Origin of the sequence: Bartonella sp. TT29SHDZB, from assembly GCF_042193395.1 — a bacterium.
In the GTDB taxonomy this organism is placed as follows: domain Bacteria; phylum Pseudomonadota; class Alphaproteobacteria; order Rhizobiales; family Rhizobiaceae; genus Bartonella.
This window is the reverse complement of the sequence record NZ_JBHILQ010000002.1, coordinates 110,783-124,282: the sequence shown is the minus strand read 5'-3', so window position 1 is coordinate 124,282 and position 13,500 is coordinate 110,783. Positions and strand designations below refer to the sequence as shown.

Here is a 13,500-nt window from a genome sequence, read left to right as displayed (position 1 = left end):
ACCTCTATATTCTCTATGTTCTCAATGAGTGACTAACGCTTGGGTATATCCAAAAACCGTTCTGCTTCCAACGCTGCCATACATCCTCTTCCCGCAGCTGTTACAGCTTGACGGAATGTTTCATCTGTCACATCCCCAGCAGCAAAAACACCAGCAATGCTTGTTGCTGTTGAGTCCGGTGCTGTCCATAAATAGCCGCCTCGTTTTTGTTTCAGCTGTCCTTCAAACAGAGAAACAGCAGGATCATGCCCAATGGCAATAAATATGCCCTCTGCATTCACTTTCATCTCGTGACCTGTCTTAACATTTTTCAGACGCGCCCCTGTTACAACAGCGCCCATTTCCCCCTGTGCTGGCAGCCCCACAATTTCTTCAACCACATGATCCCAAAGAACACGCACATTATGACAAGCCAGCAACCTATCTTGCAAAATTTTTTCTGCCCGAAACTGCCCCCGCCTGTGAACCACGCTTACACTTTTAGCCAAATGCGATAAATAAAGTGCTTCTTCAACAGCCGTATTTCCTCCTCCCACGACAATAACGTCCTTATCACGATAAAAAAAGCCATCACATGTAGCACAAGCGGAAACACCTCCGCCCATAAAGGTCTGTTCACTTTCTAAACCAAGCCAGCGTGCTTGAGCTCCTGTTGCAATAATCAGTGCATCACAAGAATATTGTGTTCCTGAATCCCCATATAAGACAAAAGGATACTTCAATAAATCAGCCTTTATAATTGTATCATAGATAATTTTTGTCCCCATATTCTCAGCTTGTTTTGCCATTTGTTCCATCAACCATGGCCCTTGAATGGGATCTGCAAAACCTGGATAATTCTCAACATCAGTTGTAATTGTTAATTGTCCACCCTGCTGCAAGCCCGTCACCAAAACCGGCTTAAGCATTGCCCTTGCTGCATAGATCGCCGCTGTATAACCAGCCGGACCTGAGCCAATAATCAGCAGACGAATATGCGATTGTACCATTAAATCCCCTTCACTTTATTATAACTTAATTATTCTATAAATGATAACGGAATGCAGCCTTTTAAAAAAATATTTTTCAAGAGCCCTAATTATGTTATGTATACTTCTTTTCAAGTTTTATGAAAAGGTCTGATTACTAATTCATCAAGGCACGCTAATGTTAAGAATTAATTCTTATCCTATAAAGAGAAAAATGTAACTTCTTATGAGCACAAAACCATAATAAAAAGAGATACAAAGATAGGGAACGATCATTTTTCAATTTATTATCAATGTCTGTGCACGTTTTGCCTTAATCATGGGAGGAGCAATGCTTTTGCCAATTTTTGTGGATTTGCACGACAACAATCGTAATTGGATAAGCTTTCTCTATTCTTGTGCCATAACCACCATGTTAGCAACGCTGATTCTTTTAGCAACTAAGGGAGCTACTTGTCGTTTTTCAGCACGGCTTGGCTTTATGCTCACTGTTTGTCTTTGGCTTACAGGAAGCATCGTAGGTGCCTTACCTCTTTATCTTTCTCCTCTTCCCATTTCTCTCGCAGGAGCCATTTTTGAATCTGTTTCTGGAATTACAACAACAGGCTCTACTGTCCTTTCTAATCTTGATAATTTATCGCGAAGTATTTTATTATGGCGTTCTCTTATATGCTGGATTGGGGGCATTGGTTTTATCGGTTTAGCCCTCTTACTTTTGCCTTCACTGCGTGTGGGTGGCGTGCGACTTTTTCATATGGAATCATCTGATAAATCTGAAAAAATATTGCCTCGCATCAACCAAATTGCTAACGGAATTATCATCGCTTATGTTGGATTAACATTGGCTTGTATGCTTTCTTATTTTGCTGCAGGCATGAATTTATTTGATGCTATTAACCATGCAATGAGTACAGTAGCAACAGCTGGTTTTTCAACGCATGATGCTTCTTTTGGCTATTTTTCTGATAAACCAGCCATCTTAATTATTTCAACAATCTTCATGTTGTTTTCTGCTTTACCCTTCGTACTTTATGTTAAATTAGTCCTTCCTGGACACTCCAAACGCTTCCTTGACCCACAAGTGATTGTTTTTCTCCATATCGTTCTCCTTTTCAGCTTTGCTTTAGCGGCATGGCTACGGTTTTATGATCATCGCGCGTTCCACTTGATTTTCCTTGATGTCATTTTTCACCTTTCATCCATTATTAGCACCACAGGTTATAGCGCTGAAGATTATCAACTTTGGGGACCGTTTGCGCTTGGAATTTTCTTCATTGTTTCTTTTACAGGCGGATGTGCTGGTTCTACTTCTGGTGGCATGAAAATCAATCGCCTCATTATTCTTTGGCGTATTACACAAACAAATATAGAAAAACTTCTTTCTCCTAATGTCGTTGTAAAAGCGCGCTATGATCACTCAAATATATCAAATGACGTTGCCCAAGCCGTTTTGTTTTTTGTCTGTCTTTATATGTTTTGCCTTGTTATCGGCACTGCACTTTTGCTTACAACCGGTCTTGACTTTACCTCTGCCTTTACAGGGGTCCTAACCGCACTTTCAAATGTTGGTCCAGGCTTTGGAGATATTATTGGCCCCACTGGTAATTTCTCTACAATCAACGATCATGCTTTATGGATTTTAAGTTTTCTAATGTTAGCTGGACGCCTTGAAATCATAACAATATTCGTCCTTTTTATTCCCGCTTTCTGGCGTGAACAATTTTAATGCAGAGAGTATTTTATTCTACCATGATAAAAAGTTGACAAGATAAAAAGGCGAGAACAGTATGCGTCATAATATTCACTCCTTACCTAATCTACTGAAGATTTCCTAAAATTTCATACAAAACATCATATCAATGATATAAAAATAATTCAACAAAAACAATCAAATACCGATATTCTCAAAGCCATAACATATAAAACTCCACCTTATTGATCTTCTTTATCAAATAAAGTGGACGCATAGAACATTCTTTTTTACGAATAATATCTCATGCAAAAAATATGAATATTTTCTGATAAAAATGTTTTTTTCTTTAACAGAATTATGTTCTTATGGAAAATAGAATGCCGTTATATTACGAATTCCCAAGCCTGTAAAAAAACATCTCACAATACTCACACGTTCATTTCACGACATCCCTCATAAAATATATAAGATCTGATGGGGGACCATCATTTTTACTTAAATAATAAGGTGCAGGTCGGTACCACAAAATAAGATATAAGTTAACACTATCATATTATTTTCTTGCTTTTAATGTTGCAAAAGCCCGCATTTCAGACAATTTATAAGAAATCTCTTTACAGCTTGTTTTCTATAGTTTTTATCCACCACATACTTTCTTCCGATTGTGATGTGCAAGAGGATAGCTCTTATTGATTTAATATCAACAGATTTGACATGAGAAAATCTTACGGTACTCTAAGCTCTTATTCAAATTGAAAAGGTAAATTATCTATAAAAATCATATATATTGATCTTAAATCCATCTTATTATGAATTTATTGAAATATGTAGAGCTATTTTTAGCCATGAAACACCATCATTATCTTTTCAAGATAAGAAAACGTTTTATTGCTATCTATTTAAGTCTTACAAAACGAGCAATATCAGCATGATAGCGTTAAGATAGTGTATAAATCTCTAGACTTTAAAAGTTAAAGTATTATTTTCTCATTCTAAAATGTTTCTGGAATTAAAAATAACTCCTCTCTTTTAGTATGCTTTATCATAAACTACATATCGCTCTCAAACGTATACATTTTTAATATTTTATCCAAAATTTTGAGAACTTTTTATAGCGTGCTACTAAAGACAATATAAATTTTGTAAAATAACATTTATATCATTGAGCTGTTTTCTTGATGACTATGAAAAACCTTTAAGGAAAATACTTTTATCATTCTTCAAAAAGATTTTTGATATAATAATCAAAGTGTTTTTTCTGCAAACAGTTCTTTGTAAACACTTTCAATCTTGCTTGCCTCTTTTTCCAAAGGAAAGTGAGTACGAACATGGGTTAAAGCTTTCTTTCCGGCTGCCAATGTCTTTTCTACATCAGCAAAATAAGGTTCAATTGCTGCTGTTAAAGCCGCTCCATCTCCTGCTTGAACAACCGTTCCTGTCGCTTCTGCAACCAATTCTTTATAAGCTCCTGCATCACTCGTTACAACCGCAACCTGTGATGCCATTGCTTCTAATGGTGTTAAACCGAAACCTTCTGTACGAGAAGGTGCAATATAAAGTGTTAAACGACGATACCACAAAGGGATGTCCAGAATCTCACCAAGAAAAATAATGCGATCATCCAGACCAGCCTTAGCAATCTTTTGGCGTAATTCTTTTTCAAAATGATAATATTGCTCTGTCGTACGACCAGCGATAAGTGCCGTCCATTCGGGATAGTCAGGCAATAATGCTATCATGGCATTAACAAATAAATCTGTTCCCTTTGAGTAGCGCAGACGCCCAAAACATCCTACCGCATATTTTCCTGGAAATCCTGTCGAAGAAAAGCAATCATCAAGAGTGTGTGGTGGAGTAAAACGCCTCACATCCACCCCATGCATAATAACCTTATGAGGTACTTCTAGATAGGCGCTCGTACGTGTACTGGTAGCGATAACCCTATCCATACCGCGAATCAACCATTTGGTAAAAGGCTTATGATGACGTTGTGAAGCCGATGTGAAGATAAGTTTAAGCTTCATTCGCAAAACATCGCGCAAAAAAATCCCACAAAGCATCTCAATATTGCGTCGCGCATGCCAAATACGAAATGGTTTCCCTTTCGGACTTTTCCAAAGTCCGAAAAGGTCCCTAAAGGCAAGAGCCGGTAAACTTTGTGGTAATCCAAACCCAAAAGTGGATATACGTACACCCTGTTCGCGTTGCAGTGGAATAAGCTGAATAATCGTAGATGTTACTCCCGACAAACGCCTTTTAAAGTGAGGCGCAATAATTTCAGTTTCGTCCAAAGATACACGCATAATAATCCATATGTTATTTAGATGTACTGAACCTTAATGATCTCGTAATTATGCGCACCACCTGGTGCATTCACCTCAATCACATCACCTTCTTGCTTGCCAATAAGTGCACGTGCGATAGGCGAAGAAATAGAGATTTTACCAACCTTTACATCAGCTTCTTGATCCCCTACAATCTGATACACTTTTTTTTCCTCAGTATCTTCATCCAAGAGTTTAATGGTTGCACCAAATTTTATTTTGTCACCTGAAAGACGCGAGACATCTATAACTTCTGCCCGAGCGATATAATCTTCAAGCTCATTTATACGCCCCTCATTATGACTTTGCGCTTCTTTAGCAGCATGATACTCGGCATTTTCTGATAAATCACCATGTGCACGCGCCTCAGAAATTGCTTCAATAATTCGCGGACGCTCCTGTTGTTGACGCCAACGCAACTCTTCCTTAAGACTCTCAAAACCAGCTGTAGTCATCGGAACTTTTTCCATAATCCGTCCCTTTCTATTACACGGAAGGTTTAATAAAAATACAAAAAACGGCTTCCAAAATTACTTTTGGAATCCGAAAACTACGATATTTTTATTATATAGTACAGTATCGCTGTTTTCCATACAAAAATAAATAAATGAAACAAAACATGCACAAATAGTGATTAAAACATCTCATTTTGGTGTTTAAAACGTTAAACTTCACTCTTCTCTTTAAAGTGTCTTAAAGAAGAAAGAATTGTGTTTTTTTCTGTTTTATTATAATCTAGTAAAAGAAATCATATGGGATATGAAGAGAAAAGGATAGAAAATCTCTAAAGAAATTCTTTACAGAAAAATGAAAAAAATCGTCATTTTTTTTATGTTTGGCTCTTTCTTTTTAGCCACAACAATATCAGAGGCAGCAAATGCTTTTGTTACGAAAAATCTTAATTTTAGAACAGGTCCCAGCACTCAGTATGCACTTTGCGGCTTAATCTCTGCTGGAGAATTAGTTTTTGTTAAAAACTGTGAAGGAAATTGGTGCCATATCCGATATAACACTCAAATAGGTTGGGTGTCATCTCGTTATCTTTCATTTAAAGATGGAAATGATCTTTATCACACGTATACAATGTCTTTAATGCCCAAACGTACCGATTATTCTCCATAACAGCCATAATAACTTATGCCCTCTTGAATATCATCATGGCAAAATGCAATAGTATTCACGAACAACCACAAATATGCCCCTCTAAAGAAATACTTCGAAGAATTTGTCTCATAGAAAAAACTTGATCAATATCCTAATCAAGGCTCCAATAAACCAAAACAAATCTGTTCAATAACGTTTTGCTGTTGTCGTAATGAAATTGTAAAAATTAGTATTTTCTTTAAAATCACCAGCACTTTTCTATCAAAGGATACAACAATGAAAAATGGTGTTACTGCAACAGTAGAAGCTCTTTCTGCTCTTATTGCTTCAGGTAATCCTCTTTTTAAGAATGGTGCATTATGGACACCTCACCGCCCTATTCGTCCTGAAAAATCTGAAGGTGGTATTCCATTTCAACTCGAAACATCTTTTAAACCAGCGGGAGATCAACCTCAAGCCATAAAAACTCTGGTTGAGGGAATTCAAAAAGATGAACGTACACAAGTGCTTTTGGGTGTTACCGGCTCAGGAAAAACCTATACAATGGCCAATATCATTGAAAAAACACAGCGTCCAGCTCTGATTTTAGCTCCCAATAAAACTCTAGCAGCGCAGCTTTATGGGGAATTTAAAAGTTTTTTTCCCCATAATGCTGTCGAATATTTTGTTTCTTATTATGACTATTATCAACCAGAAGCCTATGTTGCACGCTCTGATACCTATATTGAAAAAGAATCCTCAATTAATGAACAAATCGACCGGATGCGTCATGCTGCAACACGCGCCGTCTTAGAGCGTGATGACGTTATTATCGTCGCCTCTGTCTCCTGCATCTACGGAATTGGTTCCGTAGAAACCTATACGGCCATGACCTTCCAAATAGCAAAAGGGGACAAACTCAATCAACGAACACTCTTGGCTGATTTAGTCTCTCAACAGTATTATCGACAAGATATCAATTTCATTCGTGGTTCCTTTCGTGTACGAGGGGATACAATCGAAATTTTCCCTGCCCATCTTGAAGACCGTGCTTGGCGTATTTCGCTCTTTGGCGATGAAGTGGAAACAATTACGGAATTCGATCCTCTCACCGGACAAAAAACAGGCGATCTTCAATCGATTAAAATTTATGCCAATTCACACTATGTAATACCGCGACCAACACTCAATCAAGCAATGAAAGCCATCAAAATGGAACTGCTTCAACGCCTCGATGAGTTGAACGCAGCAGGACGTCTTTTAGAAGCACAACGTTTAGAACAACGTACAATTTTTGATTTAGAAATGTTAGAAACCACCGGTTCATGCGCCGGAATAGAAAATTATTCACGTTATTTAACAGGACGAAAACCTGGTGAACCACCACCAACCTTGTTCGAATACATTCCAAATAATGCTCTTGTTTTTATCGATGAAAGCCACGTAACCATTCCCCAAATTGGGGGCATGTACCGAGGTGACTTTCGTAGAAAAGCAACCTTAGCAGAATATGGTTTTCGCCTCCCTTCTTGTATGGATAACCGTCCTTTGCGCTTTGAAGAATGGGATGCTATGCGCCCACAAACGATTGCTGTCTCCGCAACACCTGGACGCTGGGAAATAGAACAATCTCACGGCACTTTTGTGGAACAAGTTATTCGCCCAACAGGGCTTGTTGACCCACCAACAGAGGTTCGTCCAGCCAAAAATCAAGTCGATGATGTTGTGAATGAAATTCGTAAAACAATTCAAAAAGGCTACCGCACACTAGTGACCGTCCTAACCAAGCGTATGGCCGAAGATTTAACGGAATATCTCCACGAACAAGGTATTCGTGTACGCTATATGCATTCTGACATTGATACATTAGAACGCATTGAGATTCTACGCGATCTTCGGCTTGGCACCTTTGATGTCCTCATCGGTATTAACTTGCTCCGAGAAGGCTTAGATATTCCAGAATGTGGTTTTGTTGCCATTCTAGATGCCGATAAAGAGGGCTTTTTGCGCTCTGAAACTTCACTCATACAAACAATCGGACGTGCTGCACGTAACGTAGATGGCCGTGTTGTCCTCTATGCAGATACGATCACTGGTTCCATAGAACGAGCCTTACAGGAAACACAAAGACGTCGACAAAAACAAATAGCCTATAATGAAGAACACCATATCACACCGAAAAGTATTAAAAAAAATATCGGAGATATTCTCAATTCAGGCTATGAAAACAACCATATTCATACAAATATCCCTGATGTCATCGAGAAAAAAAATATGGTTGGCAACAATTTAGCATCTCATATTAAACACCTCGAAAAATTAATGCATGAAGCAGCTGCTGATCTTAATTTTGAAGAAGCAGCACGCCTTCGCGATGAAATCAAACAATTACAAAAGATAGAACTAGAACTCGCGGAAAATCCCTTAACACAACATAGCGAACAATCCACCCATGAGCGCGTATTACAACCAAGTCTTTTCTCCAAACCAGACCTTGCACACATGGGACCAACCATGGACACTGGTATTTTGGAAAATCAAAAAGGAAAATCTCGTAAAAACACCCCTAATCAAGCAACAATAAAACGAAAAAAACGCAATCAATGAAGGAGCAAAAAATTTCAAACCGCATAAAATAATCTTCAGCTCTTCTAAAAAAAGACGAAAGCTCAAAAGCAAACAGCGTTATCCGAAAAATAGACAACCTCCAACATCAAGGGTGCTTCAATTTGTCTAAAACAACATGAGAGAGAATATTTTACAAAAATTTCTAAAATATATTATCTTTATACAGTTATACTCTGATATCTAACTCAATATTATTTACCCTTACAAGAAAATATTCAAATAGAACACTGTCCTATAACACAAATAAAGTAAAATAAGACTTTCTCATAGAACCATAAGCCTCTGATAAAAAAATGATAACTTTTATTCATATACCTATTGTTCAATTCATATTGTACCAAACAATAAAAAACTATCCCTAAATAAAGAGTTCATATTCCATAGTAAAAAATCGTGGACTCTCAATACAAACTTATTAATTAACCTCAAGCAGAGTACATTAATTGAAATCAAAATTCTGTTATGATTTCATTTTACTGTCTCCGCGATAGATTTAACTAAATAAATTTTTATTTTTTTGTCACAATAAAGTCCAAAATTGTTCAGACTCTATTCAGTTTGAAACGTGTAGGATGTGAAAAATACGAATTTACACAAGGAGCATCATTATGAAAAAAGTGATCAGGTTAGCGGCATTATCAGCAATATCAACTGTGACCGTTTTGATGCCGCTAAATGCAACGCTTGCGGATATGGCATGGAAGCGTAGTGACTCTATCTCGAGAGAAATAGATGATATGATGAGGAAGATGCGTAAAGAAACAGATGATGCGATAAGGGAAATGAAGAAGAAAGCTGATATCCCGCCTTGCGGTTTTTCTCGCTCCCATTGTTCTGATAGCAAACGTGGCTTTTTTTCTGATGATTTCCAAAAGTTTGTTGATGATTTCCGCAAGCGTTCTGATGATGACAAGAGAAGATTTAAAGCCAAACATAGTAAGGCGGAACAACAACACCATCATCACCATTATCATCATTTTGAAAACAAAACATATCATTACGTCGAGCGCAAAAAGACAAAACACAGTAATATTCATATAGACAACTCAGAAGATGCTTTAGCGGTGGGTATTCTTGATCTTAAAACTGGTACGATTCTTGGTACAATTTTAAAAAAAACAGAACAGCCACAAGTGGTTTATCAAATAGTACCACAAAATCAGATAATTTATCAAAAAGTTCCGCAAAATCAAAGAGTTTATCAAGTGCAGCAAATGGTGGCATATGAGCCACTCCAGCAATCATTAGAATCTGATTGGCTTAACTATTGCAAGAAAAAATACCGTTCTTTCAACCCTAAAACAGGGACCTTTCGAGACCGTAATGGTGTGGAACACTTTTGTTATGCCCCAATAAATTAACTTCTGTTCCATCCTACTAAAAAAATCTTAAATGGCAAAAAAACGCTTCAAAGCGTTTTTGTGTTTGCTCATATATTAAAATCTTGAAGAAAAGAATTATTTTGGCGCTCATAGCCTATACTACTTTTGGGATCATGCCCACAGATAAAACAAACATCATCGCCTAAGGGTAAAACTTTTTCTCGAAGGGATTTGCATCAATTTTTCATAGGAACAGAAGGGGAAGTCCGTACGTCCAATAGAACCACGAAAAAGAACAGCACCCAAGAGGGCTAAGCGCTCTTTTTCATTGAAATAAATAACATGACCAAGGGAATGCCCCAGTGTATACAAAACCCTAAACTCATGTCTAGCAAAATACACACACTCACTATATCGAACAACGCACCATGATGCTTTCGGGTGTAAGCCATGATTTAAGAACCATTCTCACTTGTTTTAAACTTCAGCTAGCGTTAGCAAATACTGACTTTGATATCAAGCCGCTTGAGCAAGATGTGAGTGACATGCAAAATATGTTAGAAGATTACCTTGCTTTTGCCCGTAGTGAAGACAGTGAGTGTGTTAAAACTTTTGATTTAAATGCTCTTATGCAAAAATTCTCTACCGATGCGCATCTTCACAAACGCCAATTTTCCTACACCATTGAAAGCCCTACACAAATACAAGCACGCCCACGTGCCTTCACACGTCTCATCAGCAATCTTGTGTCAAACGCATTTTATCATGCCAATACTGTCAAACTAACAGCCATATCCCAACAAGAATGTTTCCCATATATCAAAAAAAAGTTCCCGCAATATATTATATTTATACAATTATAATATGATATCGAACTCAATATTTAGCCTCACAAGAGAGTAGTCAAACAGGACTGTATTTTATCACACCAATAAGGTTCTATCTTAGCACCATAAGTCTATAATAAAAAACGATAACTTTTATTCATACACCTATTGTTCAATTCATATTGTATCAAGCAATAAAAAAGTACTCATCAATAAATAATTTATAACCAATAGTAAAAAATCTGGTTCTCTAAATACAAGCTGCTTAATGAACATTAAGAATAGTACATTAATTGAAATCAAAATTCTGTCATGATTTTATTTTACTGTATTGGTAATAGTTTTAACTAAATGAATTTTTATTTTTTTGTCACAATAAAGTCCAAAATTGTTCAGGCTCTATTCAGTTTGACACATGTAGGATGTGAAAAATACGAATTTACACAAGGAGCATCATTATGAAAAAAGTGATCAGATTAGCGGTATTATCAGCAATGTCTACTGTAACCGTTTTGATGCCATTAGATCCAACGCTTGCGGATATGGCATGGTATCATAACTATGATATGAGGAGGGAGGCTGGTTTACCGTCTCACAATTTTAGCTCCCATTTTTCTCATAGTGAACATCACTCTTTTGATAATCCCCACAAGCGTCATTATGTTAGCCATAAATGGGGAGCACAACAACACCATCATGTTGAACATAAGACATATCATTATGTCGAGCGCAAAAAGACAAAACACAGTAGTATTAATATAAATAACTCAGGAGAAGCTTTAGCAATGGGCATTCTTGCTCTTGCAGCAGGTGCACTTCTCGGCAAAATTTTAAAAAAATCAGAACAGCCACAAGTTGTTTATCAAACCGCACCACAGCATCAAATTGTATATCAACAGGTTCCACAAGAACAGATAATTTATGAAGCTCCGCAAACGGTGAAATATGAGCCAGTACAACAATCATTAGAATCTGATTGGCTTCAATATTGCAAGAAAAAATACCGTTCCTTCAACCCTAAAACAGGGACCTTTCGAGACCGTAATGGTGTGGAACACTTTTGTTATGCCCCAATAAATTAACTTCTGTTCTGCCCTACTAAAAAGTCTTAAATGGCACAAAAAAACGCTTCAGAGCGTTTTTTTATTTGCTCATATATTAAAATCTTGAAGAAAAGGATTATTTTGTCGCTCATAGCCTATGCTACTTTGGGGACCATGCCCACAGATAAAACAAACATCATCGCCTAAGGGTAAAACTTTTTCTCGAAGAGATTGCATCAATTTTTCATGGGAACAGAAGGGGAAGTCCGTACGTCCAATAGAACCACGAAAGAGAACATCACCCAAGAGGGCTAAGCGCTCTTTTTCATTGAAATAAATAACATGACCAGGAGAATGTCCTGGGGTGTGAAAAACCTTAAACACATGTCCAGCAAAATGAACGCACTCACCATCTTCTAACCATTGATCAGGGATACAGATGCAAGCATCAGTGATGCCATAATTTTTTGCGCTTTCGCTCACGGCATCCATCACAGGCTTATCATCGCGATGTGAACCGATGATTTTTACATTAAGCGCTTCTTTCACTTGCATTGCTGCTCCCACATGATCAAAATGACCATGTGTTATCCAAATAGCCTCAACGATAACACCATTCTTTTCGATTACGTCTTGAATCCGCGGCCAATCACCACCAGGATCAATGAGAACCCCCGTTTTACATTCACTATCAAAAAGCAAAGTGCAATTTTGTTGGAATGTTGTAACTGGAATAATATGTATATTAAGACTACCCATCATATCCTTTTCAAAAGTAACTTTTTTAAATTTATAAATAAAACTTTCTCTCTTTTAAGGTAAAGGTGCTGCTCGACAGCTTTATACAACTTATGTAAACTTGCATTTTGTGTAAACTAAATTTTTATCAAGGTTTTTTTAAGAATGACCAATCACGTTCAAGTTTTGTGTGACGATGCCCCTCACCTTCTTGTGATTGATGACGATACTCGTATTCGCAATCTTTTATTTCAGTTTCTCATTAAAAATGGATTTCGTGTTTCAGTTTCAGCCAATGCGAATGAAGCAAGACGACTATTGGCAAGTTTAGATTTTGATCTTCTTATTGTTGATGTCATGATGCCTGGTGAAAACGGTATTGACCTCACTCATTCACTCCGCCAAACAAAAAATGTCCCTATCTTCATGCTAACAGCTTTATCAGAAATAGACAATCGTATCCGTGGATTAGAAGCAGGGGCAGATGATTATCTGGCTAAGCCGTTTGACCCTCGTGAACTTCTCCTTCGCATCAACGCCATTTTACGACGTGGTTTTCCCCTTAGCCAACCCAAAATTGAGCAAATCGTTTTTGGTCCTTATATATTTTCAATTTCACGACGCGAACTCAAAAAAGGAGGAGAAATTATTAAATTAACAGATAAAGAGCAAGAAATGATGGTCATTTTTGCCGAAAATGCAGGCGATACAATTCCGCGCCATAAATTTGCGACCGATGACAGCAATATAAGTGAACGTGCCATTGATGTGCAGATCAACCGCCTTCGTCGTAAAATAGAAAAAAATCCAGCACTCCCTATATGGCTCCAAACTGTGCGAGGAATAGGGTATAAACTCTCAATTGAATAGGCGC

10 protein-coding genes and 2 pseudogenes are annotated in these 13,500 nt (G+C 37.4%); 7 read left to right on the top strand and 5 right to left on the bottom strand.

What is annotated here, in order from left to right:
* Positions 1-32: 32 nt before the first annotated feature.
* Positions 33-989 carry a thioredoxin-disulfide reductase gene (gene trxB / locus ACFIJJ_RS01725; protein ID WP_375622241.1) on the bottom strand — a complete coding sequence of 319 codons (957 nt, stop codon included), beginning with the start codon at positions 987-989 and terminating at the stop codon, positions 33-35.
* A 310-nt stretch (positions 990-1,299) separates the two neighbouring features.
* On the opposite strand from trxB, the gene ACFIJJ_RS01720 reads away from it, so the two are divergent.
* Positions 1,300-2,694, top strand: a complete 1,395-nt coding sequence (locus ACFIJJ_RS01720; protein WP_375645751.1) for a TrkH family potassium uptake protein — start codon at positions 1,300-1,302, stop codon at positions 2,692-2,694.
* A gap of 1,211 nt (positions 2,695-3,905) precedes the next feature.
* Here ACFIJJ_RS01720 and ACFIJJ_RS01715 read toward each other — a convergent pair.
* Positions 3,906-4,964, bottom strand: coding sequence for a glycosyltransferase family 4 protein (locus tag ACFIJJ_RS01715; RefSeq protein ID WP_375622243.1), 1,059 nt, complete (start codon positions 4,962-4,964; stop codon positions 3,906-3,908).
* 17 nt (positions 4,965-4,981) lie between these two features.
* The gene (gene greA / locus ACFIJJ_RS01710; protein ID WP_007347010.1) at positions 4,982-5,455 is read right to left on the bottom strand and encodes a transcription elongation factor GreA; all 474 of its coding nucleotides are present in this window, start codon (positions 5,453-5,455) and stop codon (positions 4,982-4,984) included.
* Between the two features lie 337 nt (positions 5,456-5,792).
* On the opposite strand from greA, the gene ACFIJJ_RS01705 reads away from it, so the two are divergent.
* From ACFIJJ_RS01705 to ACFIJJ_RS01695, 3 genes are all read left to right on the top strand, one after another.
* Complete coding sequence (locus tag ACFIJJ_RS01705) at positions 5,793-6,107, top strand: SH3 domain-containing protein (RefSeq protein ID WP_375622244.1); 315 nt, start codon at positions 5,793-5,795, stop codon at positions 6,105-6,107.
* A gap of 258 nt (positions 6,108-6,365) precedes the next feature.
* Positions 6,366-8,675 (top strand): excinuclease ABC subunit UvrB, encoded by a 2,310-nt coding sequence (gene uvrB / locus ACFIJJ_RS01700; RefSeq protein ID WP_375645750.1) that lies wholly within the window; start codon positions 6,366-6,368, stop codon positions 8,673-8,675.
* 629 nt (positions 8,676-9,304) lie between these two features.
* Positions 9,305-10,057 (top strand): BA14K family protein, encoded by a 753-nt coding sequence (locus ACFIJJ_RS01695; protein WP_375622246.1) that lies wholly within the window; start codon positions 9,305-9,307, stop codon positions 10,055-10,057.
* Positions 10,058-10,125: 68 nt separating this feature from the next.
* Here ACFIJJ_RS01695 and ACFIJJ_RS01690 read toward each other — a convergent pair.
* Positions 10,126-10,426 (bottom strand): annotated as a pseudogene (locus ACFIJJ_RS01690) (MBL fold metallo-hydrolase); the annotation flags it as partial.
* Between the two features lie 5 nt (positions 10,427-10,431).
* Between ACFIJJ_RS01690 and ACFIJJ_RS01685 the strand changes: the two are divergent.
* Both ACFIJJ_RS01685 and ACFIJJ_RS01680 read left to right on the top strand, forming a co-directional pair.
* A pseudogene (locus tag ACFIJJ_RS01685) lies at positions 10,432-10,830 on the top strand (sensor histidine kinase); the annotation flags it as partial.
* Between the two features lie 473 nt (positions 10,831-11,303).
* On the top strand, positions 11,304-11,927 hold the full coding sequence (locus tag ACFIJJ_RS01680; protein ID WP_375622247.1) for a BA14K family protein: 624 nt from the start codon (positions 11,304-11,306) through the stop codon (positions 11,925-11,927).
* A 69-nt stretch (positions 11,928-11,996) separates the two neighbouring features.
* Here ACFIJJ_RS01680 and ACFIJJ_RS01675 read toward each other — a convergent pair whose 3' ends face one another.
* Positions 11,997-12,647 (bottom strand): MBL fold metallo-hydrolase, encoded by a 651-nt coding sequence (locus ACFIJJ_RS01675; RefSeq protein ID WP_375622248.1) that lies wholly within the window; start codon positions 12,645-12,647, stop codon positions 11,997-11,999.
* Between the two features lie 144 nt (positions 12,648-12,791).
* Between ACFIJJ_RS01675 and ACFIJJ_RS01670 the strand changes: the two genes are divergently transcribed.
* Entirely contained in the window at positions 12,792-13,496 is a 705-nt protein-coding gene (locus ACFIJJ_RS01670) for a response regulator (protein WP_375622249.1), read from the top strand.
* Positions 13,497-13,500 lie beyond the last annotated feature (4 nt).